The organism is Hyphomicrobium sp. (assembly GCF_047600905.1).
Classification (GTDB): domain Bacteria; phylum Pseudomonadota; class Alphaproteobacteria; order Rhizobiales; family Hyphomicrobiaceae; genus Hyphomicrobium_B.
In genome coordinates, this window is sequence record NZ_JASGKD010000001.1 from 1,925,330 (window position 1) to 1,950,563 (window position 25,234).

The 25,234-nt window shown below is 60.3% G+C and carries 23 protein-coding genes and 1 tRNA gene; 18 read left to right on the plus strand and 6 right to left on the minus strand.

Annotated features, from left to right (window positions below):
- Nucleotides 1-44 precede the first annotated feature (44 nt).
- Nucleotides 45-1,034 (plus strand): ribonuclease T2 family protein, encoded by a 990-nt coding sequence (locus QM780_RS09355; RefSeq protein ID WP_415070196.1) that lies wholly within the window; start codon nucleotides 45-47, stop codon nucleotides 1,032-1,034.
- A gap of 24 nt (nucleotides 1,035-1,058) precedes the next feature.
- Here QM780_RS09355 and QM780_RS09360 read toward each other — a convergent pair whose 3' ends face one another.
- Nucleotides 1,059-1,682, minus strand: a complete 624-nt coding sequence (locus QM780_RS09360; protein WP_415070197.1) for a hypothetical protein — start codon at nucleotides 1,680-1,682, stop codon at nucleotides 1,059-1,061.
- A gap of 338 nt (nucleotides 1,683-2,020) precedes the next feature.
- Nucleotides 2,021-2,782: a TorF family putative porin gene (locus QM780_RS09365; RefSeq protein WP_415070198.1), complete on the minus strand. Its 762-nt coding sequence runs from the start codon at nucleotides 2,780-2,782 to the stop codon at nucleotides 2,021-2,023.
- A 399-nt stretch (nucleotides 2,783-3,181) separates the two neighbouring features.
- Here QM780_RS09365 and QM780_RS09370 point away from each other — a divergent pair, with 399 nt between their 5' ends.
- From QM780_RS09370 to QM780_RS09385, 4 genes are all read left to right on the plus strand, one after another.
- Nucleotides 3,182-3,904 (plus strand): SDR family oxidoreductase, encoded by a 723-nt coding sequence (locus QM780_RS09370; RefSeq protein ID WP_415070199.1) that lies wholly within the window; start codon nucleotides 3,182-3,184, stop codon nucleotides 3,902-3,904.
- A 206-nt stretch (nucleotides 3,905-4,110) separates the two neighbouring features.
- The gene (locus QM780_RS09375) at nucleotides 4,111-5,493 is read left to right on the plus strand and encodes a glucosaminidase domain-containing protein (protein ID WP_415070200.1); all 1,383 of its coding nucleotides are present in this window, start codon (nucleotides 4,111-4,113) and stop codon (nucleotides 5,491-5,493) included.
- Between the two features lie 31 nt (nucleotides 5,494-5,524).
- Nucleotides 5,525-5,956 (plus strand): glucosaminidase domain-containing protein, encoded by a 432-nt coding sequence (locus QM780_RS09380; protein WP_415070201.1) that lies wholly within the window; start codon nucleotides 5,525-5,527, stop codon nucleotides 5,954-5,956.
- Between the two features lie 33 nt (nucleotides 5,957-5,989).
- Nucleotides 5,990-6,937, plus strand: coding sequence for a hypothetical protein (locus QM780_RS09385; RefSeq protein ID WP_415070202.1), 948 nt, complete (start codon nucleotides 5,990-5,992; stop codon nucleotides 6,935-6,937).
- A gap of 10 nt (nucleotides 6,938-6,947) precedes the next feature.
- On the opposite strand, the gene QM780_RS09390 is transcribed toward QM780_RS09385, so the two are convergent.
- Nucleotides 6,948-7,976: a hypothetical protein gene (locus QM780_RS09390; protein WP_415070203.1), complete on the minus strand. Its 1,029-nt coding sequence runs from the start codon at nucleotides 7,974-7,976 to the stop codon at nucleotides 6,948-6,950.
- A gap of 135 nt (nucleotides 7,977-8,111) precedes the next feature.
- Here QM780_RS09390 and uvrC point away from each other — a divergent pair, with 135 nt between their 5' ends.
- The 6 genes from uvrC to QM780_RS09420 all read left to right on the plus strand — a co-directional run bounded on the left by uvrC (nucleotide 8,112) and on the right by QM780_RS09420 (nucleotide 15,770).
- Nucleotides 8,112-10,103, plus strand: coding sequence for an excinuclease ABC subunit UvrC (uvrC, locus tag QM780_RS09395; RefSeq protein WP_415070204.1), 1,992 nt, complete (start codon nucleotides 8,112-8,114; stop codon nucleotides 10,101-10,103).
- A 120-nt stretch (nucleotides 10,104-10,223) separates the two neighbouring features.
- Complete coding sequence (locus QM780_RS09400; RefSeq protein ID WP_415070205.1) at nucleotides 10,224-12,890, plus strand: mechanosensitive ion channel family protein; 2,667 nt, start codon at nucleotides 10,224-10,226, stop codon at nucleotides 12,888-12,890.
- A 91-nt stretch (nucleotides 12,891-12,981) separates the two neighbouring features.
- Entirely contained in the window at nucleotides 12,982-13,569 is a 588-nt protein-coding gene (gene pgsA / locus QM780_RS09405) for a CDP-diacylglycerol--glycerol-3-phosphate 3-phosphatidyltransferase (protein ID WP_415071999.1), read from the plus strand.
- 7 nt (nucleotides 13,570-13,576) lie between these two features.
- The gene (gene moaD, locus QM780_RS09410) at nucleotides 13,577-13,855 is read left to right on the plus strand and encodes a molybdopterin converting factor subunit 1 (RefSeq protein WP_415070206.1); all 279 of its coding nucleotides are present in this window, start codon (nucleotides 13,577-13,579) and stop codon (nucleotides 13,853-13,855) included.
- Nucleotides 13,856-13,859: 4 nt separating this feature from the next.
- Nucleotides 13,860-14,330, plus strand: a complete 471-nt coding sequence (locus tag QM780_RS09415) for a molybdenum cofactor biosynthesis protein MoaE (protein WP_415070207.1) — start codon at nucleotides 13,860-13,862, stop codon at nucleotides 14,328-14,330.
- A gap of 165 nt (nucleotides 14,331-14,495) precedes the next feature.
- Nucleotides 14,496-15,770, plus strand: a complete 1,275-nt coding sequence (locus tag QM780_RS09420; RefSeq protein ID WP_415070208.1) for an N-acetylmuramoyl-L-alanine amidase — start codon at nucleotides 14,496-14,498, stop codon at nucleotides 15,768-15,770.
- A gap of 576 nt (nucleotides 15,771-16,346) precedes the next feature.
- Here QM780_RS09420 and QM780_RS09425 read toward each other — a convergent pair.
- The 3 genes from QM780_RS09425 to QM780_RS09435 all read right to left on the minus strand — a co-directional run bounded on the left by QM780_RS09425 (nucleotide 16,347) and on the right by QM780_RS09435 (nucleotide 19,539).
- The gene (locus QM780_RS09425; protein ID WP_415070209.1) at nucleotides 16,347-17,264 is read right to left on the minus strand and encodes a diacylglycerol/lipid kinase family protein; all 918 of its coding nucleotides are present in this window, start codon (nucleotides 17,262-17,264) and stop codon (nucleotides 16,347-16,349) included.
- 133 nt (nucleotides 17,265-17,397) lie between these two features.
- On the minus strand, nucleotides 17,398-18,306 hold the full coding sequence (rpoH, locus tag QM780_RS09430) for an RNA polymerase sigma factor RpoH (RefSeq protein ID WP_415070210.1): 909 nt from the start codon (nucleotides 18,304-18,306) through the stop codon (nucleotides 17,398-17,400).
- Between the two features lie 186 nt (nucleotides 18,307-18,492).
- Complete coding sequence (locus tag QM780_RS09435) at nucleotides 18,493-19,539, minus strand: RluA family pseudouridine synthase (RefSeq protein WP_415070211.1); 1,047 nt, start codon at nucleotides 19,537-19,539, stop codon at nucleotides 18,493-18,495.
- Nucleotides 19,540-19,566: 27 nt separating this feature from the next.
- Between QM780_RS09435 and QM780_RS09440 the strand changes: the two genes are divergently transcribed.
- From QM780_RS09440 to QM780_RS09470, 7 genes are all read left to right on the plus strand, one after another.
- Entirely contained in the window at nucleotides 19,567-19,941 is a 375-nt protein-coding gene (locus tag QM780_RS09440; protein ID WP_415070212.1) for a hypothetical protein, read from the plus strand.
- A gap of 153 nt (nucleotides 19,942-20,094) precedes the next feature.
- Nucleotides 20,095-20,170 (plus strand) — tRNA-Glu (locus QM780_RS09445).
- 329 nt (nucleotides 20,171-20,499) lie between these two features.
- Nucleotides 20,500-20,949, plus strand: coding sequence for a hypothetical protein (locus QM780_RS09450; protein ID WP_415070213.1), 450 nt, complete (start codon nucleotides 20,500-20,502; stop codon nucleotides 20,947-20,949).
- A gap of 22 nt (nucleotides 20,950-20,971) precedes the next feature.
- The gene (locus QM780_RS09455; RefSeq protein ID WP_415070214.1) at nucleotides 20,972-21,553 is read left to right on the plus strand and encodes a TetR/AcrR family transcriptional regulator; all 582 of its coding nucleotides are present in this window, start codon (nucleotides 20,972-20,974) and stop codon (nucleotides 21,551-21,553) included.
- Nucleotides 21,554-21,724: 171 nt separating this feature from the next.
- Nucleotides 21,725-23,143 carry an NAD-dependent succinate-semialdehyde dehydrogenase gene (locus QM780_RS09460; protein WP_415070215.1) on the plus strand — a complete coding sequence of 473 codons (1,419 nt, stop codon included), beginning with the start codon at nucleotides 21,725-21,727 and terminating at the stop codon, nucleotides 23,141-23,143.
- 143 nt (nucleotides 23,144-23,286) lie between these two features.
- Nucleotides 23,287-23,994, plus strand: a complete 708-nt coding sequence (locus QM780_RS09465) for a cysteine hydrolase (RefSeq protein ID WP_415070216.1) — start codon at nucleotides 23,287-23,289, stop codon at nucleotides 23,992-23,994.
- Nucleotides 23,995-24,004: 10 nt separating this feature from the next.
- Nucleotides 24,005-24,871 carry an alpha/beta fold hydrolase gene (locus QM780_RS09470; RefSeq protein ID WP_415070217.1) on the plus strand — a complete coding sequence of 289 codons (867 nt, stop codon included), beginning with the start codon at nucleotides 24,005-24,007 and terminating at the stop codon, nucleotides 24,869-24,871.
- Nucleotides 24,872-25,234: the final 363 nt, after the last annotated feature.

Below are 25,234 nucleotides of genomic sequence, written 5' to 3' on the forward strand. Positions count from 1 at the left end.
GCTCCCTACACATCGCATCCCGAAATGCCGGCCGAGATGACGACATGCTCAGACCTCACATTCTTCTGACCCTCTTGGTGTTCGTCGCTCTCGGCGCCTACGTTGCCCACTTTATGAGCGAGCAACGGGTCGCGTATCCGTTGCCGGACCGCACCGCTACCGGTGGCAAAGGGACCACAGGGGCGAGTTCCGGCGCGAGTGGAACCGGCAATACCAATGCGCCGAAAGCGGGCTATCACGACAAGCAGGCCTACAACGACGACGATCGCGATTGGAGCGATCGATCGGACGACAACGACGATCAGGGTCAGCAGAACGTCCCTGGTCAATTCGATTATTACGCGCTCGTTTTATCGTGGAGCCCGACCTATTGCTCGGATCAGGGCAGCGACGACAACACGCAATGCAACCGGCGCGACGGGCGGCGCTATTCGTTCGTGTTGCATGGTCTCTGGCCGCAATATGACAGCGGCTACCCATCGAATTGCCGGATGCAGAGGCGTCCGTTCGTGCCCGAGCCCATCATCAGCAGCATGCTCGACATCATGCCGAGCAGAGGTCTGGTGATCCATGAATATCGTCAGCATGGAACCTGTTCGGGGCTCGACGCTGTACAGTATTTCGCATTCGCGCATAAGCTTTATGACGCAATCAACATTCCTGAGCGCTTTCAGAATCCGTTCGAGTCGCAAATCCTGTCTTCCCGCGACGTCACGAGGGAATTCATACAAGCCAATCCCGAGTTGCAGCCCGACATGATCGCGGTCGTCTGCGGCGGGGCGGGCGGCATGCTTCGCGAGGTGCGGATTTGCCTGACGAAAGACGGCGTTCCTCGCAGTTGCGGGCAAAACGAGACCCGGCGAAATCTCTGCTCGGCCAACCAGGTTTTCGTGCCGCCATCGCGTTCGACCGCGCGAAACCCGAGCGCTCAAGAGCAAATACAGTTGCCAAGTCTACCGAGGAGCGGCTCAACGGGCGTTGACCATCTCCCGGGACCGCAAATGAATTTCGACTTCCAGCGAAATGCACGCTGAAGGCAGGTTCTTTCAGCGTGCCTGCTAGGCGACCCTGCGAACCCGCTCGGGGCGCCAGGAGCGAGGGGCATCGGCGACCCAGCCGACGCCTGCGGGGGCGCGCAGGGTTTCGATTGCCATCGGGTTGATGCTCCAGCCGCCGGCAATGGCATAGACGTGATCTTCGGTTGGATAGAGTTGCAGTTCCCCTCCGAGATCACCGTGACGCTCGCGGATCCCCCTCACCTCGATGAACGAAAGCCCCAGTTGGCGCTCCTCCTGAGAGGGCTTGCCATTGTTCCAGATCACGCCCCCGTCGGCCACCGCGAAGGCCCTGACGCGTCTCCCCCTGTCGAATCGGGCCCATGCGTAAGAATTGATGATCGGGAAGGAGGCGAAGCACTGAACCGATTGGAATTCGATGGCGAGGTGACGCAGAAGCGGGGTCATCTTGTCGATGAATGCGTCGCCCGCAGGAATTGGCAGCGATTCCGCGGCTACCAGGGTCCAGCCTTTTATCGGCGGGGCGATGAAGACCAGGCCGTTCGAAATCTCGGAATCATAAATCGCGCCGACGCCGGACGTCCAATTGGCAGGCCGCAGTCGTGTCAGCCCGAGCGCGGCGGCAACGGCCGTCGGATCTTCTGAGCGGATCGCGAGCCAGGCCATGTCCTGTCCGAACGCGCGAGGGCGGTCAGGTACGTCAGCCAAGCGAACATGATGAGGCACGAGTTCTCGGCACCACGATTGTCGCGGCAACGAGTATGGTTAGACAAACGAGAGCGACGACCGAGAAAACCACGGCTCAGACCGAACGACGGCGGCAAACAGGAGTTCAAATTTCTGAGCCTAGTTCCTGCAATTCTCAAGCACGCCCTGCAAATGGCCTGGTGAAAACCCTTGCCGACGCAAAAAAGGAAATCCCGTTGCAAATAGAACCGGGGCCCTGAGGGAGGCCCCGGTCATCTGCGACGGGATTATGGGATTTTTGTCTGTAGGTTATGCGATTACGGGAGGTTCACACCCGCCGTAAAGATGAACTTGTTCGAGTCAACATCCCGTCCGCCATCAGCATCCGAAATGTTGGTATCCCAGTAGCGGAAGTCCATGAAGTACTTGTCGATCGACAGCTTCAGACCAGCGTTCCAGTAGACGTAGCCATCTGTGCCGCAGGCGCAGGCGGAGAAACCACCCGTGCCGTCGGTGTAACCAATCGCACCGCTGATGGTCGGCGTAAAGCCGTGGAATTCCGGCAGCGCGTAGCCCAAGTCGCCTTCGAGCGTATAGGTTTCACCGTAGTTGGCCTGGTCAGGCGTGTAGAAGGCCAGCGCCGTGGCGGTGAGGTTGGTGATCGGAGTGATCGTCGCGGCGATCTTGAATTCTACGTAGTCCGTCGCGCCCCAGCCCAGGCTGTTGTCGGGGTAGGTGTAATAGAGAACACCGAGATCCCAGCTGACCGGCCCCGTAACAGGACGAACACCGGCGTAGATGTCCATTTCGAACGGCTCGAAACCTTCACCCGAGATATTGGAGCCCCAGAAATCCAAGTACCAAGTCAGGTTCGGATTACCGTAGGTGAATTCGATGAACGGCTGGAAAGCCGGATCATTGCTGTTGAATGTCAAACCGCGGAAGACGTAGTCCGATGCACCCGAGATCGTGATCGAGTAACCGAATTTATCTTCGTCGGCGAGCGCAGCCGTCGACATTCCCAACGCAGCGACCGCCGCCACGCCTGCTGCGCCCAAGAAACTTCTGATATTCGTCATAAGACAACCCCCGTCCCAGATCTGCGGCTCGCAACACCCGCTCTATGCGGAGAACGCGACTCTCAACCGCTTCGAACGTAGGAAAACTTTTTTGGGGGGCAGGCACAAGCGATTAGGCGTCGCGAGCTGTGACTTACCCCTCCGCTGTTACCTCATGGCAACGCTGCTGGCATAAGAAGCCCATCCGGGGACGATTTGCCTTGTATTTAAGCAGATCAATGCTCGCGCAAGAGCCAAGTTATAGGCAGTTTGCGAAATAAAAGTGGCGGTACTGAACACCAGTAATCTATCGCTTTCGCGGACCGCCTTGCCAAGCGTTCTTCAAAACGCTCCTGTGGCATCCACAACACACATTTTCGTTCGACTCGAAGCGCGCAAAACATGACTTAGCCGGAAACCTTGAATGGCACTGTCCTGATCACTGGCGCTGCCCGCCGCATCGGGCGCGCGCTCGCGCTCGATCTGTCCCGGGCCGGCTGGACAGTCGCCATCCACTATAGAAGGTCGGTGTCGGAGGCCGATCGACTTGCAGACGAGATCGAGGCCAAGGGCGGGAAGGCCAAAGCCTTCAAAGCCGACCTCGCCGAACCGGACGCCGCGCGTAGCCTTCTTGCCGACGTCGTCCGCGAATTCGGCGCCCCCAGCGTCCTCATCAACAATGCGTCTGAGTTCCAGCCGGACACCATCCAGTCGCTTGACGACGAGACATGGGATCTGCATCTCGGCATCAATCTCAAGGCGCCGATGTTCCTGGCGCAGGCGATGGCGGCTGCCCTTCCCTCACATTCTGAGGGAAACATCATCAACATCATCGACCAGCGCGTCTGGAACCTAACACCTGAGTTTTTCTCCTACACGATCTCGAAAGCCGGTCTTTGGACGGCGACGCGGACGCTTGCGCAGGCGCTTGCGCCGCGAATCCGGGTGAATGCGATCGGTCCTGGGCCTGTGCTCAGAAGCATCCATCAAACCAACGATGAATTCGAGCGCGAGAGCCGCTCGACGTTGCTCGGGCATGGCGCTTCGACCGATGAGATCGCAGCGGCGGTGAGGTTCATTCTCGCGACTCCGTCGCTGACCGGGCAGATGATCGCCCTCGACGGCGGTCAACATTTGACCTGATCGACGTCCGATCGCCGGGTGGTATCGGCGATCTCTGCCGCAATCTCTCCGCGCGCTGTTCTCAATACCGCCTAAAAGCTTGGCGAACCTATAAACGGGTCCAAACGGGGGGCTCATCAATACTTTTTTAACGTTAAGCGCCTACGAACGTTAATAGTTCTGTTGGGCGCCTTCATGGGGGGTGCCGCGTGCTTATGGGTGTAACCATGCTTTGCCGCGTACGGACGCATGTTGCGTTCGCTTTGGCAGCAGCCGTGCCACTGGCTGCCGCATCGCTGCCCGCCGAGGCAGCTGGCCTTCCTCAGGTCGAACTCAGCGCCAAGAACAAAGTCCCGGCGTGCGCTACGCCCGGACGCCTGATGGGCTTTCTCGAAAGTCGAAACTCGGATCTTGATCCGAAATTCCAAACCATCGCGGCCGATTACATGCGCATCGGCAACGAACTCAAGATCCGCTGGGACATCGCCTTTTTCCAGATGATGTTGGAGACGGGCAACCTGACGTTCAAAGGCGACGTGCAGCCCCAGCAAAACAATTTCGCTGGCATGGGCGCCACCGGCAATCATGTTCCGGGCGAGAGCTTCCCGAATGTTGCCACCGGCGTCAAAGCCCATCTGCAGCACCTTTTGATGTACGCCGGCGAGCACATCGACGATCCGGTCGCCGAGCGCACGCGCAAGGTGCAGGAATGGGGCATCCTGACCGATTGGCAGAAATCGCTACATGGCCCTGTCAGCTACGATCAGCTCGCCAAGCAATGGGCGCCGACGTCGCGCCGCTATGCGCGCGAAATCGCGGCGCTCACCGAAGCCTTTTATGGAAGTCCGTGCAAGGGCAGCGATCCGAAGCCCGAGCTGATGGCGCTCGCGAAGCCCGGTGCTAAGTCGACCAAGGTCGCAGCCGTCGTTCCCGCCGCGCCCGCGGATTCGACTGACGCATCGGCGAACGATGTCGCGTCGACGCAGACGGCGTCCGCCGATAACGCTTCCGGCGACACCGGCACGTATATTTCCGGTGCGGCTCTCGCAAAGCGGGCTGTAGAAGAAGCGCAAAAGTCGGGTTCATTCCAGCGTTCGGGCCTTGGCGCTGAATCGCTCGTTCCGTCGGCGGACAACGCTCCGGCCGTCGGCGAACCGGCTGCAGATACGGCTCCGACTTCGTTCAAGATCATCAACGCATCGACAACGCCGGACGATGAAGCCTCGGCAGCGGATGCCTCACGACCGGCCGATTCCGCACCGGTCGAACCGCCCGCCAAGAAGACGTCGAGCAAGAAGTCTCAGGCGGCGACGAACAGCGCGAAAGCTCCCCTCGCCAACATCAAGACGGCGATGAACATTCCCGGAGCAGGCGTCAAGCCGAAGTGCAAGGTTTGGACTGCGAGCTACGGCGGCGGTCATTCGGTGATCATTCGCGCCCGCGCCGACGCTCAGGACAACTACACCGTTCTCGACGTCAACGAAGGCTCGGAAAAGCGCGAGGCAGCGGCCTATATCTCGGCCTATGCCAAGGGCGGTGAGACGGTCGGCGAATTCTCGAACCCTTCGCAGGCCCTGGATAAGGCATTCGAACTCTGCCCAGACGGTTGATCCAAAAAAACCGTCGCAGAGGGCCTGTCCGATGGCAAAGGCTACGCCGATCGCATCCCGGAATCTGACCGCAGCTCTGGCGTCGGCGCTGTTCGTTCTCGGCTTGAACAGCGCCAAGGCGGCGCCTCCGATCCGCACGAATGAGCGAAATCAGGTGCCAGCCTGCGTCACGCCCGAACGGCTGATGACCTTTCTCGCTGAGCGCAATCCGCACGTCGATCCGCGCTTCCGCGAAATCGCGCGATGGTACAAATACTACGGCGAAGGCTGGCGCGTGCGATGGGACTACGCGTTCTATCAGATGGCGCTCGAGACGAACTTTCTTTCCTATCGCCGTGGTGATGGCCGGCACGGCGACGTATGGGAGAGCCAAAACAATTTCGCCGGCATTGGCGCGACCGGCGGTGGCGTGCGCGGCGAGCGTTTTCCCGATGTTAAAACGGGCGTGCATGCGCAGATTTAACATCTCGTCGCCTATTCGGGTGAGCGTCTTGCGATGCCCGTCGCAAAGCGCACGCGTGATAATCAAGATGACATTATAAAGTTGTCGGTTCGCCTCGGACGGCCGGTTACGTTCGGCGACCTGGCGCGCCGATGGGCGACCGATCGCAGCTATGCCAAGTCGATCGACTACCTCGCTGATCTCTTTCAGACCCGCTATTGCAGTCCGCCGTCGCGCGCGGCCGAGGGAGAGATTGCTCCGCCGGCGCCGCTGCAGATGAGGCGCGAGTGGCGCTATCCGTTCCGGCCGCCGTCGGGTCTCGGTGGTCCGGTGCCGGATGACGATGCAGCTGCCGGCGCAGAGCCCGCAAAGAAGCCGACGGCGCCCTCGCCTCACGATCGGCCTGCCGCAGTGGTGCCGAAAACATCGATGCTGAAGACACCGAAACACACCGCGAAACTGCCTAAGGCTCGCAAGCCAGCGCGACATTCGAAGCAGGTCAAGCACGCTTCGACGCCAGCGCACACATCGACATCCTCGTGGGTTTCCGCGACGGCGGTTGAGGCGGCGGCGCCTGCGCCGGAAACGGCCGATGTCGAGCCTGCGCCCCCGGCTGAGGCGGCCGCGCAGAAAACTGAAAGCGCCGGACTACTGCCGTGGCTGCCGACATTCCGGATTGCTCCCGAACCGCTGGAGCCTGCGCGCCTTGGCGGTCCGCTGCCTGCGGATCTCGAAGCCGCCGCGAAGGCTGCCGAGCAGGCGCCTGCCGGTCCATGCCGCGTTCTCACCGCAAGCTACGGTGGCCGCAAAACACTGCTCATCCGTTCACGCTCGGGCGATCATGTCCTCTACACGGCATTGACGATCATGGACGGCTTCGAGAAGCCGATGTTCGATGCCTATGCACGAACGGAAGCGGTCGGCGCCGAAATCGTCGGCGAATATTCCTCGCCCGAGTCCGCTCTGATCGATGCCAGGGTCAATTGTCCCGACGACAACTGAGCGTCGCGCGCTAAGGCGTCGATGACGGCGCCAGATATTTCAAGGCTGCCGTCGATGCAGCGCCACCGATCACGCACGGAATGCCGACCTCGACCTGCCCCAGCGCGCCGGCCGCGACGCAGCCCAATGCGAGGACGGTTTGGCCTGCCTGTCCCCACCAGTTGTAATTACGCAGGCTTTCCGGGCCTCTCGCTTTCAACTCGTCGATGGAAGCCAGCGCGTCCTTGCGCAGCTTGGAGAGTTCAAGGGTTTCTGCGGCATCGATGACCTCCGCCAAAGGCTTGCGCACGTCAGGATCGGACTCGTTCGAAATCTTTTTCAGCATCGACAGGAGATCGTCGTTGCGTGCCGCGTTCTGCGCCAGCGTCCATTTCGCCATCGCGCCAATGGTCAGATAATCGACCTTATCTTTGTCGAGCGACAGCCCGAGCGCGGCCACGATGCGTCTGACCGGGGCTTCCCAACCGGTGGCAAAATAGTAGCCCCAGTTGAGATCGATCACGCTTGAATCGTCCTTGATCGACATCTCCGTCAGGATCGGCTTGTTGCCGTAGAGATATTTTTCAATCAGCACGCGGCGCGCCGGCATGCGCTCGACGAATTTCGCCAGGGTGTCGCGCCAGCGCGGCATCCCCGAGTAGGCGATGGCCTTGATGACGATCACCTGATCTTCCGGCGGGAGCGGAAACATCTTCGTTATCAGATCTTCAGCGACGCGCGGATTGGCGCCCAAGACGCCCGCAACAAAGCCGATGTAGACACCGGACTGCTCGGTATCCCTCGCGACGCCGAAATCCGACATTGCCTTCACGGCATTGGGCAAGCGTTGGGGATCAGGGTTTTTGCGATAGTCGTTGATCCACTTGAGAAGCTCTTGTGAGTTCTCAAACGGCTTCGAAGCCTTGGCTTTGGTACGTTTCGCGGGCGTGTAGTCTTTCGCGGGCCTCGCCAGGGTGAAGTCCTTCACCGGTCTTTCGGCAGCGAATGCCGACAAGACAACAAGCGGTATAAGGCCAAGAACGGCGATGACGCGACGCATGACACCCCCCTCGGCGCATCGATAATTCCCCGGACTTTCAATGGATTTGGACACCACGCCCTCGGCGTGGTGATTTTGTGGCGCAGCAGCCAACGCCTTGCTTGACCTTCGCGCCCGCCCAATTTTAGGTGCGCCATGAGCGATGAACCCACGACATTGAAATCCACCTCCGAAACGCCCGCAAAAACGGGTCCGGAAGTGATTTCCGCCTACCTCAAACTGCTACCGCAGAGCCCCGGGGTCTACCGAATGCTCGATGCGGCCGGCGAGGTGATCTATGTCGGAAAGGCTCGATCGCTCAGGGCACGGGTTTCGAACTACGCACGGCTCAATGGCCATACCAACCGCATCGCACGGATGATCCTGGCGACGGCGTCGATGGAATTCGTCAGCGTGCGCACGGAAGCCGAGGCGCTACTGCTCGAAGCGAACCTGATCAAGCGCTTCCGTCCGCGCTTCAACGTCCTGATGCGCGACGACAAGTCGTTTCCCTATATCCTGATCGGGCGCGATCACGGTGCGCCTGCGGTGATGAAACATCGCGGGGCGCGAAACCGCAAAGGCGAATATTTCGGGCCGTTCGCGTCGGCGGGGGCGGTAACGCGTACAGTCAACATGCTGCAGCGGGCGTTTCTTCTGCGCTCGTGTTCGGACAGCGTCTACGACAGCCGGACGCGGCCATGCCTGCTTTATCAGATCAAGCGCTGCTCGGCGCCTTGCACCGGCGAGATCGGCCTCGATGAGTACGGCAAGCTGGTCGACGAGGCAGAGCGTTTTCTCAGCGGCGAAAGCCAGACGGTGCGCGAGATGTATCAACGGCTGATGGAGGAAGCGGCCGAAAAACTCGAATTCGAGCGGGCAGCGATGTACCGCAATCGTCTTTGGGCGCTGGCGCACGTCACCGCCGACCAATCGATCAATCCCGATGGCGTCGAAGAAGCAGACGTGTTCGCGGCCTATCAAGATGGCGGCCAGACGTGCATTCAGGTCTTCTTTTTTCGCACGGGCCAGAACTGGGGCAACCGCGCGTACTATCCAAAGGCCGACCGTTCGCTCGACGTCGAAGACGTGCTCGATAGTTTCATCGCGCAGTTCTACGACGACAAACCGGTGCCTCGACTCATCCTTATTTCACACGACGTTCCCAACCGCGAGCTGCTGGCAGAAGCGTTGACGACAAAAGCCGAACGCAAAGTCGAAATTCGCGTTCCGACGCGTGGGACGAAGTCGGCACTTGTCGATCATGCGCTCGCCAACGCGCGCGAGGCGCTCGGCCGGAAGCTCGCCGAAAGCTCGTCGCAAGCTAAGCTTCTCGAGGGCGTCGCGGAGCGTTTCGGCCTTGCCGCCGTACCAAGACGGATCGAAGTGTTCGACAACAGCCATATCTCCGGAACCAACGCCGTCGGCGGCATGATCGTCGCGGGGCCGGAAGGTTTCGTCAAAGGCCAGTATCGCAAGTTCAACATCAAGTCGCCGGAGACGACGCCGGGAGATGACTATGCGATGATGCGCGAAGTGCTGACGCGACGGTTCAAACGCATCGCAGAAGCGGAAGTTCTTGAAGAGATCGAGACGACGGTCGACGAGATCTCTTCGGACATCGGCGGCGGCCCGCTTTCGCCGACCGTGATCGAAGATGACGACACGGCGGAGGAACGTGCGTTCCCGGACAAGCCTGATCTCGTCCTTATCGACGGCGGCCTTGGTCAGTTGTCGGTCGCGCGGGAAGTGCTGGCGGGATTCGGGCTGCACGATATCGCGCTGATCGGCGTCGCAAAGGGACCCGATCGCGATGCGGGCCGCGAACACTTTCATATTCCAGGGCGCGAACGGCCGATCATGCTCGAAGCCAAAGATCCGGTTCTCTACTTCGTTCAGCGGCTGCGGGATGAAGCCCATCGATTTGCGATTGGAACGCATCGGGCGAAGCGGGCGAAGTCGCTCGGCGCCAATCCGCTCGACGAAATCGACGGGATCGGGCCGACGCGCAAGCGTGCGCTGCTGAAACACTTCGGCTCGGCCAAGGCCGTATCGCGCGCCGGAGTTGAAGATTTGAAGACAGTCGATGGAATTTCCGCCGATATGGCGAAGAAAATCTACGACTTTTTCCACGACCGAGCGGGATAGCCGCGGGAACTTTTTTAGAGGCTAGCCAGCCTTATGGTCGCTGCCCTATTTTCGCGGCACTTGGGGGCGAAGGGCCTTCCGTCATCTCATTTTTGCAATTCAAAGGCTCCTGAAGTGCCGATGTTCAGACGCGCAGCTAAGATCATTGTCCTTGCCGTTCTTTTTGCGATGCCGCGTGCGCACGCCGAAAACGCGCCGGTCAGCGGCTGGACACCGGTTGCCGAACCTGCTGCCGCAGCCACGCCTTCGACGGCGAATAGCAGTGCTCAGGCGCAGCCGACCACGCCTGCGGCGGCGCCCGCGCAGCCTGCTCCGGCGGCTGTTCCCGCCGCACAGCCCGCCCCGGCCCCCTCGCCAACACAGACGACCGTGCCGGCACAGCAGCCCGCGGCTCCTGCAGCGGCGTCGCCTGAACCCGCAGCAGTGGAGCCAGGCACGGCCCCCGCGGCCGCGGCGCCTCCTCCACCGCCAGCCGCCCCATTACTCTCGCCTGAGGTCAATTCGACGATCACCAACGTCGTCGGCCAGATGGACGGCGCAGAGAAGGCTCTGACCAATATCTCCGACGTCGATACTGATCTTGGACGTTTGCGCGACAAGATCGACGACGTGATCTCGAAGACAACGCAGACGGCCGATGGGCTTCGTCCGCGCCTCTCGGATCTTCAAGGGCAGATCAAACGGCTCGGCGCGCCACCGGCAAAGGATGCGCCGCCAGAAGCGCCGGCGGTCGCGACGGAGCGTGCTCGCCTCGATGCTCAGGAGGCCGAGGTTTCGGGTGCGATCAAAACCCTTGAAGTGACGTGGTGGCGCGCCCGGCAGGCGATCGACAAAATCACGGATCTGCGTCTGAAGATTTTCGTGCGCAGTCTGACCGAACAGATGTCCAGCCCGATCTTTCCCGACTTCTGGCAGGATTTCCAGCAACGCAAAGCGAGCGTGCAATGGCGGCTCGACTATAACGCCAGAGACTGGTGGAGCGCGGTCACGCGGCAAAAGGCCAACGTGTTCATGCTGCTCGCCGCGGTGATCGGCGTCTATCTGCTGCTGAAGACCATCGTCATTGCCGTGACACGCTACCGGCCCGGGCCGAACGCGACGCCACCGAGCTTTTTCCAGCGCGCGGCTTCGGCGGCCTGGATCGCCCCGGTGCGCGCGATCCCCGGGGTTGCGGCGGCGGTGCTGGCCTATGTCGGCCTCGAATATTTCGGACTTCTCTATTATCCGACCGCCGCCCCGGCCGGTGTCGCTCTGCTGCAATCGGCACTCGCCTTTGTCGGCGTATCGGCGCTGATCGTCACGGTGTTCGCGCCGCGCAGTCCCGAACGCAGGCTGATGCAGCTTTCCAATCGCAGCGCGCGACGCATCAGCCGGCTGCTGGTGATCCTGGCTCTCATCTTCTCCATCGATCTATTTCTCTCGAAGTTTGCGCAGATCCTCTACTTCCCGCTCGCGATGAGCGTGGCGCAGTCGCTGTTCACCAGCCTCGCATTCGCGCTCGTACTGATCGGACTGCTGCTGACGCCGTTCGAAACCAACGAAGCCGTGCCGACGCGTCCTGTGACGCGCAGCGAGCCGATCTGGCTCAAGGCCCCGCTGTGGGTCGCAGCATTCAGCATCATCGGCCTCTGCCTTGTGGGCTACATCGCCATGGCGCGGTTCCTGGCGCAGCAACTGGTGATGACCGGCGTCGTGGGCCTCGTCGGAACACTTCTGTTCCTTGCTATCAGGGCTTTCACGCGCGGCAGCACGACGTCCCGCGGGCACATCGGAGAACTGCTCGAAGCGCACATGGGCTTCGACGAAGTGCGCCGAAAGCAGCTCGGTTGGCTGGTGGAGGTGACGCTGACCTTGTGTCTGGCGCTGGTCGCTGTGCCTCTCCTGCTGCTGCAATGGGGTTTCTCGGCGCCCGACATCCGCGACTGGATGACCCGTGCCTTCTTCGGCTTTGAAATCGGCTCGATCCGGATATCGATCGTCCGAATTCTGCTCGGCATAGCACTGTTCATCGCCGTCGTTTTCGTCACGCGCCTGCTGCAGCGCCGGCTACGAGACAACGTCCTGATCGCGCCGCGGATGGATCCGGGCATCGCCAATTCGATCGACACGGCGGTGGGATATGCGGGAACGGCACTCGGCGCGGTGATCGCCATTTCCTATGCCGGCTTCAACATCACGAACCTCGCGATCGTCGCCGGCGCGTTGTCGGTCGGCATCGGTTTCGGCCTGCAGTCGATCGTCAACAACTTCGTGTCTGGGCTCATTCTGCTGATCGAACGGCCGATTAAGGTCGGCGACTGGATCGTGGTCGGAAGCGAGCAGGGAACGGTCCGAAGCATCTCGGTCCGCTCGACGGAAATCGAAACGTTCGACCGTGCGAGCCTGATCGTGCCGAATTCCGAGCTGATCACCGGCCGCGTCCTCAACTGGACGCACCGGAGCGCTCTCGGCCGTGTGGTCTTGAAATTCACGGCCGGTCCGGACATCGATCCGAGGCGCGTGCTCGCCATCCTTACGGAATGTGCGAACCGTCACCCTACGATTCTTCGGGAACCTGCACCGATGGCGACGTTCGATGGCTACACGCCGTTGACGACGGAATATACGCTGCGCGTGCTGGTGCCCGATATCACCCACTCGCTCAGGGTGCAGTCGGATCTCCGCATCGCCATCTACGAGGCGTTCCGGCGGTCGGACATCGTCAGCAGGGATGCCTTCGCACCCCCCGCGGCGGTGCCTCCGGCGAGCCTCCCTCCCCCTGCTCCGGCCGCATTATCCACGTCGTGACTGCGGCTTTCTGCCCTGAGACGTTCACCAACCGCTTGCGATGAGCGAGCGGGGGATTGACGGGCTGCGGCTGCTGCGGCTACCCAAAATCATGGATCACGTCGCGCACCGCTCGCTTTCGATGAGCCTGCCCAATATCCTAACTTACGGCAGGATCGCGGCCGTGCCCGTGCTCGCGGGCGTGCTGTTCTTCGGCACGGGCGAGTTCGCGCGCTGGCTGGCGTTCGCAATTTTCGTCGCCGCGTGCGTGACCGACTGGCTCGACGGTTATCTGGCCCGGATCTGGGAACAGCAGTCGAATCTCGGCCGGATGCTCGACCCAATCGCCGATAAGCTCTTGGTCGGGGCTACTCTGTTGATGCTTGTTTATGCAGGGACGATCGGCGGATGGTCGATCTGGGCAGCACTCACCATCCTGTCGCGCGAGATTCTGGTTTCCGGGCTGCGCGAGTTTCTGGCCGAGCTCAACGTCAAGGTTCACGTGACGCAGCTGGCGAAATGGAAAACCGCGGTCCAGTTCGTTGCGCTCGCGATGCTGCTGGCGGGCCCGGCGGCAGAAAACATTCTCCCAGGGACGACAACGACCGGTGTCGTTCTGCTCTGGATTGCGGCGCTCCTTACACTGGTCACCGGCTATGACTATTTGAAAGCCGGCATCCGGCACGCGATTTATCGCTGAGAACCACATGACAGAACCATCGGCCAACGCCGAAGTGACGCTTCGCTATTTCGCATGGCTGCGCGAGCGCGTCGGGGTCAGCGAAGAGCGTCTCAAGCTCCCATCCGAAATCCGGACGGTCAGCGACCTGCTGGCGTGGCAGTCGCGCCGCGGCCCGCCCTTCGATCATGCCTTTGCAAAGCCGGATGCGATCCGCGTTGCGCTCGATCATGCTCATGTGAAGCCGACGGCCGCGATCGGTTCGGCGCGGGAGATTGCGTTCTTTCCACCCGTCACGGGAGGCTGATCTCGTGGCCGTCCGGGTTTCGAGCAACGATTTCGATATCAGCGCCGAGATGGCGAAGCTCTCTGCAGGCGATACTGCAATCGGGGGCGTGGCGCTGTTCGTCGGCAAGGTTCGCGGCTCATCGCGCGGGCAACCGCTCGTCTCGATGACGCTTGAGCATTATCCGGGCATGACCGAAGCCGAACTCGAACGCATCGAGGCCGAGGCACGTGCCCGCTTCAGGCTTTCGGGTTCGCTGATCGTCCATCGGGTGGGAGAACTCAAACCCGGCGATAACATCGTCCTCGTCATCGCCTGCGCCTCGCACCGGCAGGATGCATTCGCTGGCGCCGAATACCTGATGGACTATCTGAAGACCCGGGCGCCGTTCTGGAAGAAAGAGACCCTCGCCGACGGCAGCGCCGTTTGGGTCGAAGCGCGCGAATGCGATGAGGACGCGGCGGCTGCGTGGGGATCCAAAAGCGACCGGCCTTAGCGCTGCCTGCGCCGAGATGCGGGCAATTAACGCGCGCTTAACTGCCTGGGCCCGATAACCTTAACCCTTGTGCCACTTTGACCGCCAAAACGCCATCTTCCGTGGGCAAAATATTACGTGTGTTCGCACGGGTTGGGTGGGCGCGCATTTGGGGGAAATGGACGTATGCGTAGCTTGGCTCGACGCGCATTAAGCGGCGTCATCGTGGCGGTTGTCGCCACGGCAGCCCTGTGCGCCGCCTACGCCGACGAGTTGCGGGTCGCAGCGACCGACGCCGCCGGGGTGCCTTCGCCCGTCCCTGTTCATCGCCTCACCGGCACACGCTTCGTGATCGGCCTCGACAGCAAAGTCGAATTCCAAATCTTTTCGCTTTCGAACCCCAACCGCGTCATCATCGAACTGCCGGAGGTCAACGTCAGCCTTCCCAAGCTCGATGGCAAAACCCCGGCGGGACTGGTGAAGACAGTGCGCGCCGGGCTCGCGGCAGCCGGCAAGATGCGCGTCGTGATCGGGGTGACGCAGCCGGTCGTCGTCGAAAATGCGAAAATGGCCAGCGACGGGATCGGAAAGTATCGCCTGTCGCTCGCAATCCTGCCTGCGAATGCTGCGCTCAAGGGTGACGGTAAGGGCTTGGCCTCCCCCATCGCATTGAGCTCCGGCGCATTGCAGCCGCCACTCCCGCGCCTCGCCGAGAGTCCGAAGGAACGCGCCGCGCGCACGTTCAAGCCGATCATCGTGCTCGATCCCGGCCACGGCGGCTACGACTCGGGCGCTGAAAAGTTCGGGACGGTAGAAAAGGACGTCGTGCTGGCGTTCGGCCTCGTCTTGCGCGACCTGCTCGAAAAGACGGGCCGCTACAAGGTCCTGATGACGCGCAGCGACGATACCTTCATTCCGCTCGATGAGCGGACAAAGTATGCCGAGCGCAACAAGGCGAACCTGTTCATCGCGATCCATGCCGACTATTCGGACGAAGGCTCACGGGCGCGGGGCGCCACGATCTATTCGCTGCGCGACGGGGTTGCGAAATCGCTCGAGCGATCGGCAAAAGGCGAAATCTCGCGCAACATACTGACCGAAGATGAGATCGATACGGTCAAGAGCGTCAACGGCGACGTCAATACGGTGCGAGACATCCTAGCGGATCTCGCCGACCGCGACGTCGAGCTGACGCACCAGCGCACCGGCATGTTCGCAAAAACGGTGATCGAGAACATGGGCGAGAGCACGCCGCTCAGAAACGAACCCGAGCAGCAGGCCGCATTCCGCGTTCTCAAGACCGCGCAATTTCCCTCGGTGCTGATCGAGCTTGCCTACGTCACGAACAAGTCCGATGCGCAGAACCTCAAATCTGACGAATGGCGAAGCAAAGTGGCCAATTCGATCGCGGCCGCCGTCGACAATTACTTTTCACGCGATATCGCCAGATTGCCGATGTAGCCCGGCAAAAAAGAAAGGCCGGCTCATCAAAGCCGGCCTCGTATCTCAGTGTGGCGGGAGATCGTCGCACCGATCTCCTGCAGTGCATCAGTTATCTCCTACATGGAGGATGCTTGTGGTGTTGTCGCCAGAGCAGAACGAGCCAACGTTTTCTCGACATATCCCGCGAAGGATGCGCTTCGCTGGATCGGAGAAACTCGCTTGGTCGGTGACAGCGCTTCTGCATGAGGCACTCCATCTTCCAGGTAACCGCCAACTCGTCCGATGGGACGAGTTCCTCGATAGCGAGACAACGCACGCACTCGCTCAGCACTCGGGCTCGCTGAGCTGTGCGCTAACGTTCTGGGTTCGGTATCAAAGCGGCGGGGAGGGTTGGACAGAGACGTGAAGCCGCCGAGCCTGAGCACGAACGACGCTCCCTCGGGCAGCCCTGTCCATTGCTGCCACGCGCCGTTCGAAGCCATCTGCCGGTCCATCAGGATCCGGTTCAGAGAAGAGAAGGGCATCGACCCTTGGTTCTCGCTCTGACGCTCGCACAATGTTGTAGAGCCAGTTCAACACCCGCCCGACAACGCTTCACGATTCATAGGCTAAGCGATTCGCGGGCCGATTCGTGAGATCAGCAACATATCGAGCCGGGACGAGGATTCGCACGGAAGGGCCGGACGCGCTGATCTCCACGGGCGAGACGCCGCCGGCATCGCCGTCAATCTCGATCTGCGCCGTGGATAGTCGGCCGATGCGGGCGACATTGACCGGCAGAACGTGCACACCGGCAGGCCGCGTCTCCGGCCGGGCCAACCAACCCAATGCTAGCGAGACAAGGTGATTGGCCGTTGCGCGCCGCGTTCCCGCTTCCATCACGACGGCCATGAGACGGTCGCGCCCGACACCGGCATCCTGCACCAGTTCGAACATGCTGGCATAACGTCTCGCGAACGAGAGAACCGTCCAGCTGGCGTCGAACCTACGGCCGTCGATTTCGACGTCAAAGGTGCGCGGCCCTTCGGCAAGCGTCTTCAGAACCGGGTAGACATAGGCGGCGCGGCCGAGGATGCGCTTTGTCTGATAATCGAGCTTGGACACGACCCTGGCATCGAAGCCCGCGCCGATCATCAGAAAAAACGGCTCGCCGTTGACGAGCCCGCCGCGAACGCCGAGTTCGTGCCCGGAAAGGAGCACGTCAGCAACCGTCCGGGCGCGCTTGCGAAGAGCGATCTCATGGGCGAGGACGTTGCCTGTTCCAAGGGGAATGATGCCGACAGGCAAAGTGGTTCCGGCGGCCCCGCTCGCGACCGCACGAAACGTGCCGTCGCCTCCGGCAGCAATGACGGCATCACAGACATCTTGCCGTGTCAGCTCCCTGACGCGATCGGATGCCTCTCGCGCAGAACGGGCCGGAACCTGAAAGACCTCGGCCTCTGCCGCGCGCAAAGCCGCGAGGACGCCGTCGAGCAATCGCGGCAAGGCAACGCCGGCGGTCGCGTTGAACACAAGTGCAAACCTGCGGCGCATCGGCGAGGCGAAACCTCATAAGACAATGGCGGCGCCGGTGGGCGCCGCCAGAGAACTGATGAGACAATCGCGTAAGGGCCGCGGGAATTGGCGTCAAGGCTGCCGTTTCGCGTCAGCGATGCGCCTCAAGCGCCGCGGTCGGCGTTTCCGCCTGCCGGGCCGTCGACGTCACCGCCTTCTGGACCTTCTCGAAGGCCCTGACCTCGATCTGGCGGATACGCTCGCGGCTGACGCCGAACTCCTCCGACAGCTCTTCGAGTGTCGCCGGTTCCTCGGCCAGACGCCGAGCCTCGAAGACGCGGCGCTCGCGATCGTTCAGAACCGACATCGCCGACGACAGATACGACTTGCGCCGTGCGAGTTCTTCGTCCTCGACGAGGCGATCTTCCTGCGTCGGAGTATCGTCGACCAGCCAATCCTGCCATTCGCCCGATTCCGCTTCAGCGCGGATTGGAGCGTTCAGCGACGCGTCGCCGCCCAACCGGCGGTTCATGTTGACGACGTCTTCTTCCGGAACGCCGAGCTTGGTCGCAATGGTCTTGACGTGCTCGGGCTTCAGGTCGCCGTCATCAAGCGCCTGGAGCTGGCTTTTGGCGCGCCGAAGGTTGAAGAAAAGCTTCTTCTGAGCAGCTGTCGTGCCCATTTTCACGAGGCTCCAAGAGCGCAAAATGTACTCTTGAATGGACGCGCGGATCCACCACATCGCGTAAGTAGCGAGGCGGAAGCCTTTGTCCGGATCGAAGCGCTTCACGGCCTGCATCAAGCCGACGTTGCCTTCGGAGATGACTTCGCCGATCGGCAAGCCATAGCCGCGGTAGCCCATGGCGATACGCGCGACGAGCCGCAGATGCGACGTCACAAGCTTTTCGGCGGCGTCCGCGTCCTGGCGTTCCTGCCAACGCTTGGCGAGCATGAATTCCTCGTCAGGCGCCAGCATCGGAAACTTGCGGATCTCTTCGAGATACCGCGTCAGGCCGAGCGAGCCGCCCGCCAGGGACGGAAGTCCTTTTACTGATGCCATTGCCCTCTGCGGACCTTCACCCGTCTCCGGTTCGGTCCGCGCTCCCTTCTGCAAGTTGGGAGTCGATGTACGCCCCCCAACGTCGGGTGTTACATAGTAGTGAAATTCAAAATTTCATCAGAGGTTCCGGTCATTTCCACTTGAAGGCTCCGTTACTGAAACCCAAGTTCAAATGCTTTGCCTGTTTCAGGAACGCTTTCGTCGGCGGTTTTCCGTCGGCTTGACAGGGATAGGCTTCAACGCCTCTCCAAGTCGTTCCAAGTCCGGTGGCAATTTGCTGTAAAAATTGAGCTTTTTGCCTGTAACTGGGTGCTCGAAGGCTAATCGTTCGGCGTGAAGAGCTTGTCGCATCAGCGCGCTTGCGCGGTCTTTCGCGTTTGCACGAACCGATGCGAGACGCGTCTTAAACCCTGCGCCGTAAGTCGGATCGCCTACAACCGGATGGCCGATATGCGCGAGATGCACGCGTATCTGGTGAGTACGTCCGGTTTCGAGAACGAGCCGCAGCAATGAGATGTCGCCGGCCGGCGTTTCGCCCGGAAATACGTCGAGCACCTCGTAATGCGTCCTGGCCTCACGGCCGACTTCGCCGCGGGTTACCGCGATTTTCATGCGGTTGGTCCGGCTGCGGCCGAGACGAGCATCGATCGTTCCAACAGGCCGCGGGAGACGGCCCCAAACGAACGCGAGATAGCTTCGATGCAGACGCCCGTCGCGGCCGTGGCTTTTGAATTGTTCCGCGAGCCCGGCGTGGGCCGCATCCGTTTTTGCGACGACGAGCAGGCCTGAGGTGTCCTTGTCGAGGCGATGAACGATGCCCGGGCGTTTGACCCCACCGATGCCAGACAGGCTTTCGCCGCAGTGAGCGATGAGGGCATTCACAAGCGTTCCGGCGTCGTGCCCGGCCGAAGGATGCACGACCAAGCCTGCCGGCTTATCGATGACGATCAGGTCCGCGTCCTCGTAGACGATGTCGAGGGCGATACTTTCGCCTTGGACATTCGAATCCTCGGGTGGCGGCAGGTTGACTTTATAGGTCAAGCCCGGTTTGACCGGTGTGCGCGGCTCCCGTATCGTCGCGCCCGCGCTGACGTGGCCATCGCGAATGAGCGCTTGGACGCGAGCGCGGCTGATGCCATCAATCTTTGCTGCAAGCCACCGATCGACACGCTGGCCAGCATCTTCAGGCCCGGCGACAATGGTGTGGCTGGCGATTTCTTCGTCGATCGGCACGTAATCACCGGAAAGAAATTATAAGAGATGACCCATCCAGAGCCGCCCTCGGACGACTTGATGCGCGAACGGCGGCTTCAGCGCAATCTGAAGATCGTCGTCGGAGGACTTGGCGCCCTCATCCTTTTCGGACTGGGGGCCGTGGCGGTAAAGGTTGTCGGGCTCGCGACCGGTCCAAACGGCGGCGCGCTGACTTCGCGGTCAGCCGGAACCGGCTCGGCCGCCGCCAAGGTTTTATTCGAGCTTCCGAAAGGCGCGCGGATCGTCTCGATCTCGCTTTCCGGCGATCGGCTTGCCGTTCAACACGATGGTCCCTCGGGCCCCGGTATCGTTATCCTCGATGCGGTGACCGGGCGGAGGATCGTCGATATGAAGCCGGTCGAGGCATTGCCGAGCAATTAGTTCGGCAGATCGCGGTGTTTGAATGTTCGAGTTGCTACACCCACACCGTTCGGGGCGCTGACCTTCTATCCTCGTCCGCGACATGAAGACGGCCTGCCTGCGCTCGCGGGGCTTGATCCCCCGCCGACACTCGACTACACGTCCTGTGCGCCTGCCCCGTTCGTCTAGTGGCCCAGGACACCCGCCTCTCACGTGGGCAACAGGGGTTCGAGTTCCCTACGGGGCGCCATAAGGCATTGCCGAGATTAGCTAAAAATTGGCGCTTGGATCGCGAAGATGGCGAAACGCCTCGCGAGCCGAGAGTGCCGTCAGGCCGTCTTGCAGGTCCAGACGACGAGGTCGCCCACGACCTTGTCGAAGGCTTCATTGAGTGCTGCAGCGGCGCTCGTCTCGTCGGACAATGTGGCTGGCACGCTCGCGGTGAACAGCTTCGCGCCTAGGATTTGACCACTTTCGCCGACAATTTTTGCGGAGAATGCGACGGAACTCCGCTACAAAGGGAAAGACGTTGAGCGTCTGAGCCCGCTCACAATCAATGACAAGATCGGATCTGTTTCGTTGTTCTTTGAGTGGGCCAAGACGCGAACCGTAGGCGTTGCAAATCCTGTTGCCGACCAGGGCATCAAACGTCGCAAGAACAAACGTCAGGGGAAGAAGGTACACCCTTGGACCATCGATGAACTCAATCGGATGTTTGGTGCTCCAATTTATGTTGGCTGTCAGTCTGAAATCCATTGGAAGCAGCCGGGCCAAACAATCCTTCGACACTCGGCGAAGTACTGGGTTCCACTAATCAGCCTCTTCTCGGACATGCGTCTGGGCGAGATCATCCAGTTGCAAACAACAGACGTCAAAGAGAAGGATGGAATTCACTATTTCGATCGCCTGTACTACACGTCACTTTTTTCCCATCGCCATTGCGGCGCACCCGACCTCCAATCTCGCTATATCAAGTCAGGGCTGCCCCCTATGGCTATGGACAACCATTTCCGACATATTTATATATGACCAAACGTCTTAACTGCGTGATATGCCCAGACCGAGCCTCAAGAAGAAAATCTTGGACGCTGCAGTGGATCAATTGACCGCCAAGGGCTTTGGCGCGACCAGCGTTCAGGACATAACGGACGCGGCAGGCGCTCCCAAGGGCTCGTTCTACAATCATTTTAAAAGCAAGGAGCAACTTGCGACGGATGCCCTTGCCCTTTATTTGGCGAATCTCGGCGGCGGATTGGAAGGCTCTTCTCGGCCGCCGCTGAGCCGTCTTCGCAGCTTGTTCGAATCCTTGATTGCTTATGCAGAAAAAGGTCGGTTCGAGCACGGGTGCCTGATGGGCGGCCTCGCTGCTTTTGTTGACGAAAGCCAGCCCCTCATTCATCAGGCGGTCGGGTCCGCTTACACGGATGTAACAAGCGCGATAGCAGCCCTACTTGGCGAGGCCAAGGGTAGGGGCCAGCTGGCCAAAAATGCGAATATTGCCGAGTTGTCGACCGTAATATTTGATGCCTATGAAGGCGCGTTTCTGCGCGCTCGCGTCGAGGGACGCAGGCGCCCGTTCGACGCCTTCCTTTCGGTGATTTTCGGCCAGTTGCTGCCGAACCTTGCCCACTAAAGTTCCGAAGCTCACGAAAATTTAAAGTCTCACGTCCCGTCAGTTGTGCAGCCCAAAAGTTGACTAAGACGACCGGTCATATTAGATGTCAACGGCGGGCAGTTGCCGTTCTGCGGCGCGCTTCACCTTGAAAGCGGCTGGCCCGCCAGCGCGAACGAGAAGGACATCTCAATGCTCTACCAAAGCATCAATCCTGCGACCGGCATGGTTCTTCGGACGTTTCCCACGATCGGCGACGATGAACTTAAAGCCGCGGTCGAAAAGGCCGACGCTTGCTATCGGGATGACTGGAGCCGCCGCTCCATTTTGGACCGGGCCCGCGTTATCTCGCGCGCGGCCGCTATCCTTCAGGAAAATGCCGAAGAATACGCGCGGTATATCGTCGAGGACATGGGCAAGCTCGCGGGCGTTGCGGTTGTCGAAGTGACCCTCGCCGCATCCATTCTTGAGTACTACGCTAAGAACGCAGAAAAATTTCTTCAGCCGAAGCACTTTCCGGGATTTCCGGGCGCGGCGCTGGTCGCGAAACCTACCGGCGCAATTCTCGCGATCGAACCTTGGAATTTCCCCTACTATCAGGCCGCGCGTGTCGTCGGTCCGCAGCTCATGGCGGGCAATGTGGTGCTCCTCAAACACGCGGAAAGCGTTCCGCAATGCGCACTCGCATTCGAGCGAGCGCTGAAGGCCGCGGGAGCGCCGGAGGGTGCCTACACAAACATCTTCGCAAATCACGAGCAGATCGGCCGTTTGATCGCCGATCCGCGCATTGTCGGCATTACACTCACGGGAAGCGAGCGTGCAGGTTCCGCGGTAGCCGAACAGGCCGGCCGTCATCTCAAGAAGGTCGTGATGGAACTCGGCGGCAGCGATGCTTTTATCGTGTTGCCCGATGCACCATTGGACCATGCGGTGAGCAGCGCATTGTCGGGACGCATGTTTAACTGCGGTCAAAGCTGCGTCGCGTCGAAGCGTATCATTGTCGTTGGCCGGGAACGAGGATCTGCCTTTATCGACAAATTTGTTTCGGCGGCGAAGGCACTCAAGGTTGGCGACCCGGCCGACGCTTCGACCGAGTTGCCGCCATTGTCGTCGGAGCGGGCGTTGACCGGTCTGCTCTCCCAGATCGAAGGTGCGCGCAGCGCAGGCGCAAAGGTTCTCGCCGGTGGCAAACGCGTCAATCGTCCGGGCTTCTTCCTTGAGCCGACAGTTCTTACGGAGATCGACGAAAAAAATCCCGTCTACCGAGAGGAGCTATTCGGTCCCGTAGCATCAATCTATGTCGCTGACACCGAAGAGGATGCGATCAGGATAGCCAACGACACGCCTTATGGACTCGGCGGCTCCGTGTTCGGTGCGGATCTCGATCGCGCGCGGCGCGTCGCCGACCGCATCGAAACCGGCATGGTGTTCATCAATCAGCCTGCGTGGGTCGCTGCGGACTTGCCTTTCGGCGGCGTTAAAAATTCAGGCTTTGGTCGCGAACAATCCGAATTGGGTTTCGGCGAGTTCATCAATCACAAGCTGATCAACCTCGCCCCCGCAGGCGCTCCCGTCTGGGGTCCGGTCGAACTGCGGAATGCTGCCGAATAGAAAATTTTGACGGCAAGACTGCCGCGTAGGCAACGCGGCCGCGGCAGTCCTGCGAACGACAGCCCGCTCTTCGAGGGGCATCCGACTTTTCCCGAGGGGACAGAATGGCAGATCAAAACTATATCGAAGACCCAATCGAGCCCGTGCTGCCGGAAACCGGGTTCCAACTCGACGTAGCGCGCGCCGCGCTGGTAGTCGTCGATCCGCAGATCGACTTTTTGAGTCCCGCAGGTGTGAGTTGGCCGCTTTTCGGTGAAAGCATTACCGAAAATAAAACGGTCTCCAACATCGGCCAATTGTTTGCTGCGGCGAAAGCTGCCGGCATCGTCGTGGCAGTGTCTCCGCATTATTACTATCCGTGCGATCATGCATGGCGCTTTGGCGGTCCGCTCGAAAAGGCTATGCACGATATCAAAATGTTTGATCGCGCGGGGCCGCTGGTCTTGGATGGATTTGAACATTCGGGCGCCGACTTTCTGCCAGACTACAAGAAATACATTTTAGATGGGAAAACCATCATCGCGTCTCCGCATAAAATCTATGGGCCGGAGACAAACGACCTCGCCTTGCAATTGCGCAAGCAGGGCTTGTCTCAGATCATCCTGGCGGGAATGGCCGCCAATCTGTGCATTGAGTCGCATTTGCGAGAATTGATAGAACAAGGGTTCGAAATTGCCGTCGTTCGAGACGCGACTGCGGGGCCTAAAATTCCCGAAGGCGACGGTTACCTCGCCGCGATCATAAACTTTCGTTTCCTCGCGCATGCGCTTTGGACAACTGCTCACGCTGTGACGCGCTTGCAGTCATCCAAGGATTCGCGTCTCACCATTCGCGCTCACCAGCAAAATTAGGATCCAAGTGATGGACCTGCCGTTTGATGTTCCTTATGAGCTATTCCCTGTTGAGCACAAATTTTTGGAGATAGATGGCGCGCGTCTGCATTACGTCGACGAAGGCCAGGGCGAGGCGCTTTTACTGCTTCACGGAAACCCTACGTGGTCGTTTCTTTATCGAAAAATCATCCGGGTTCTCCGCTCCAATTTTCGCTGTGTAGCGTTGGACTACCCCGGCTATGGTATGTCGTCGGCGCCTCCGGGTTATGGATTCACGCCTCGCGAGCATAGCGCGATAGTAGAGAAGTTCGTCGAAACTCTAGGGCTCAAAGATCTGACCGTCATGGTTCAGGATTGGGGAGGTCCCATCGGTTTGGGGTTCGCCGGGCGCAGGCCCGAGCTTATACGCAGGTTGATTATCGGGAACACATTTGCGTGGCCGCTCGATACCGATCCGCGAATTCAGCGCTTCAGCTCCCTTATGGGAGGCACGATTGGTCGGTCATTGACCTACGTCTTCAACTTCGTCCCGCGAGTGTTTTTTGCGAGAGGATTCGCGAAGAAGCCCAATCCTGACGTTATGAGGATGTATCTTGTGCCTTGGCGAAAACGGCGCCGGCGCAAGCCTGCCGTTATCGCACCAAAAAATCTGATCTCGGCATCGGAGTACTTGAGCGAAGTCGAAGCTGGGTTAAAAAACATTGCCGACCGGCCCACCCTGATTGTTTGGGGCACCAAAGACTTTGCATTCCAAGAACCATACCGCCGTCGTTTTGAGGCTTATCTGCCGAGGCATGAGACCGTTGTGCTCAAAGAGGCGTCCCATTTCGTCCAAGAAGATTCAGGCGATGAGATCGCACGGGCGTTTGAAAAATTTGCGGCCCGGTCAAACTAACCTGTATCCCGTCGCCCTGGGTATGCTCGGGGCCGCGATGCGATGCCCGAACATTCACGACGAATAAACAATGAGCGTTGAGCCGACCACACCACTCCGCTAAGCAATGATGCATCCACTGAAACATCGCCTCGTTCGCGATCAACGGCGTCATTCGAAGGGGCGTTTCCAGCATCAAGCCGACAAGGCCGCAGGCGGCGTCTGCTTGCGATAAAACAGATGCAGTCTTGTGCAGCGCGCTTGCGGTTGTGACATTGCCTTTCCCGGTTCCGTGAGCGTCTTGCGAGAGCGAATGCACGACGGCTGCCCGTTCTATCCGTAGGCGACCAGATGAAAGCATTCTATATACTTGCATTATGATAG

Excerpts from the sequence above, each read along its gene's own strand:
- pgsA (WP_415071999.1), top strand. The coding sequence starts at position 12,982 with ATGGATCACGTCGCGCACCGCTCGCTTTCGATGAGCCTGCCCAATATC.
- QM780_RS09360 (WP_415070197.1), bottom strand. The coding sequence starts at position 1,682 with ATGGCCTGGCTCGCGATCCGCTCAGAAGATCCGACGGCCGTTGCCGCC.
- QM780_RS09355 (WP_415070196.1), top strand. The coding sequence starts at position 45 with ATGCTCAGACCTCACATTCTTCTGACCCTCTTGGTGTTCGTCGCTCTC.
- QM780_RS09455 (WP_415070214.1), top strand. The coding sequence starts at position 20,972 with ATGCCCAGACCGAGCCTCAAGAAGAAAATCTTGGACGCTGCAGTGGAT.
- uvrC (WP_415070204.1), top strand. The coding sequence starts at position 8,112 with ATGAGCGATGAACCCACGACATTGAAATCCACCTCCGAAACGCCCGCA.
- QM780_RS09390 (WP_415070203.1), bottom strand. The coding sequence starts at position 7,976 with ATGCGTCGCGTCATCGCCGTTCTTGGCCTTATACCGCTTGTTGTCTTG.
- QM780_RS09385 (WP_415070202.1), top strand. The coding sequence starts at position 5,990 with ATGCCCGTCGCAAAGCGCACGCGTGATAATCAAGATGACATTATAAAG.
- QM780_RS09460 (WP_415070215.1), top strand. The coding sequence starts at position 21,725 with ATGCTCTACCAAAGCATCAATCCTGCGACCGGCATGGTTCTTCGGACG.
- QM780_RS09400 (WP_415070205.1), top strand. The coding sequence starts at position 10,224 with ATGTTCAGACGCGCAGCTAAGATCATTGTCCTTGCCGTTCTTTTTGCG.
- rpoH (WP_415070210.1), bottom strand. The coding sequence starts at position 18,306 with ATGGCATCAGTAAAAGGACTTCCGTCCCTGGCGGGCGGCTCGCTCGGC.
- QM780_RS09375 (WP_415070200.1), top strand. The coding sequence starts at position 4,111 with ATGCTTTGCCGCGTACGGACGCATGTTGCGTTCGCTTTGGCAGCAGCC.
- QM780_RS09365 (WP_415070198.1), bottom strand. The coding sequence starts at position 2,782 with ATGACGAATATCAGAAGTTTCTTGGGCGCAGCAGGCGTGGCGGCGGTC.
- moaD (WP_415070206.1), top strand. The coding sequence starts at position 13,577 with ATGACAGAACCATCGGCCAACGCCGAAGTGACGCTTCGCTATTTCGCA.
- QM780_RS09470 (WP_415070217.1), top strand. The coding sequence starts at position 24,005 with ATGGACCTGCCGTTTGATGTTCCTTATGAGCTATTCCCTGTTGAGCAC.
- QM780_RS09380 (WP_415070201.1), top strand. The coding sequence starts at position 5,525 with ATGGCAAAGGCTACGCCGATCGCATCCCGGAATCTGACCGCAGCTCTG.
- QM780_RS09440 (WP_415070212.1), top strand. The coding sequence starts at position 19,567 with ATGACCCATCCAGAGCCGCCCTCGGACGACTTGATGCGCGAACGGCGG.
- QM780_RS09420 (WP_415070208.1), top strand. The coding sequence starts at position 14,496 with ATGCGTAGCTTGGCTCGACGCGCATTAAGCGGCGTCATCGTGGCGGTT.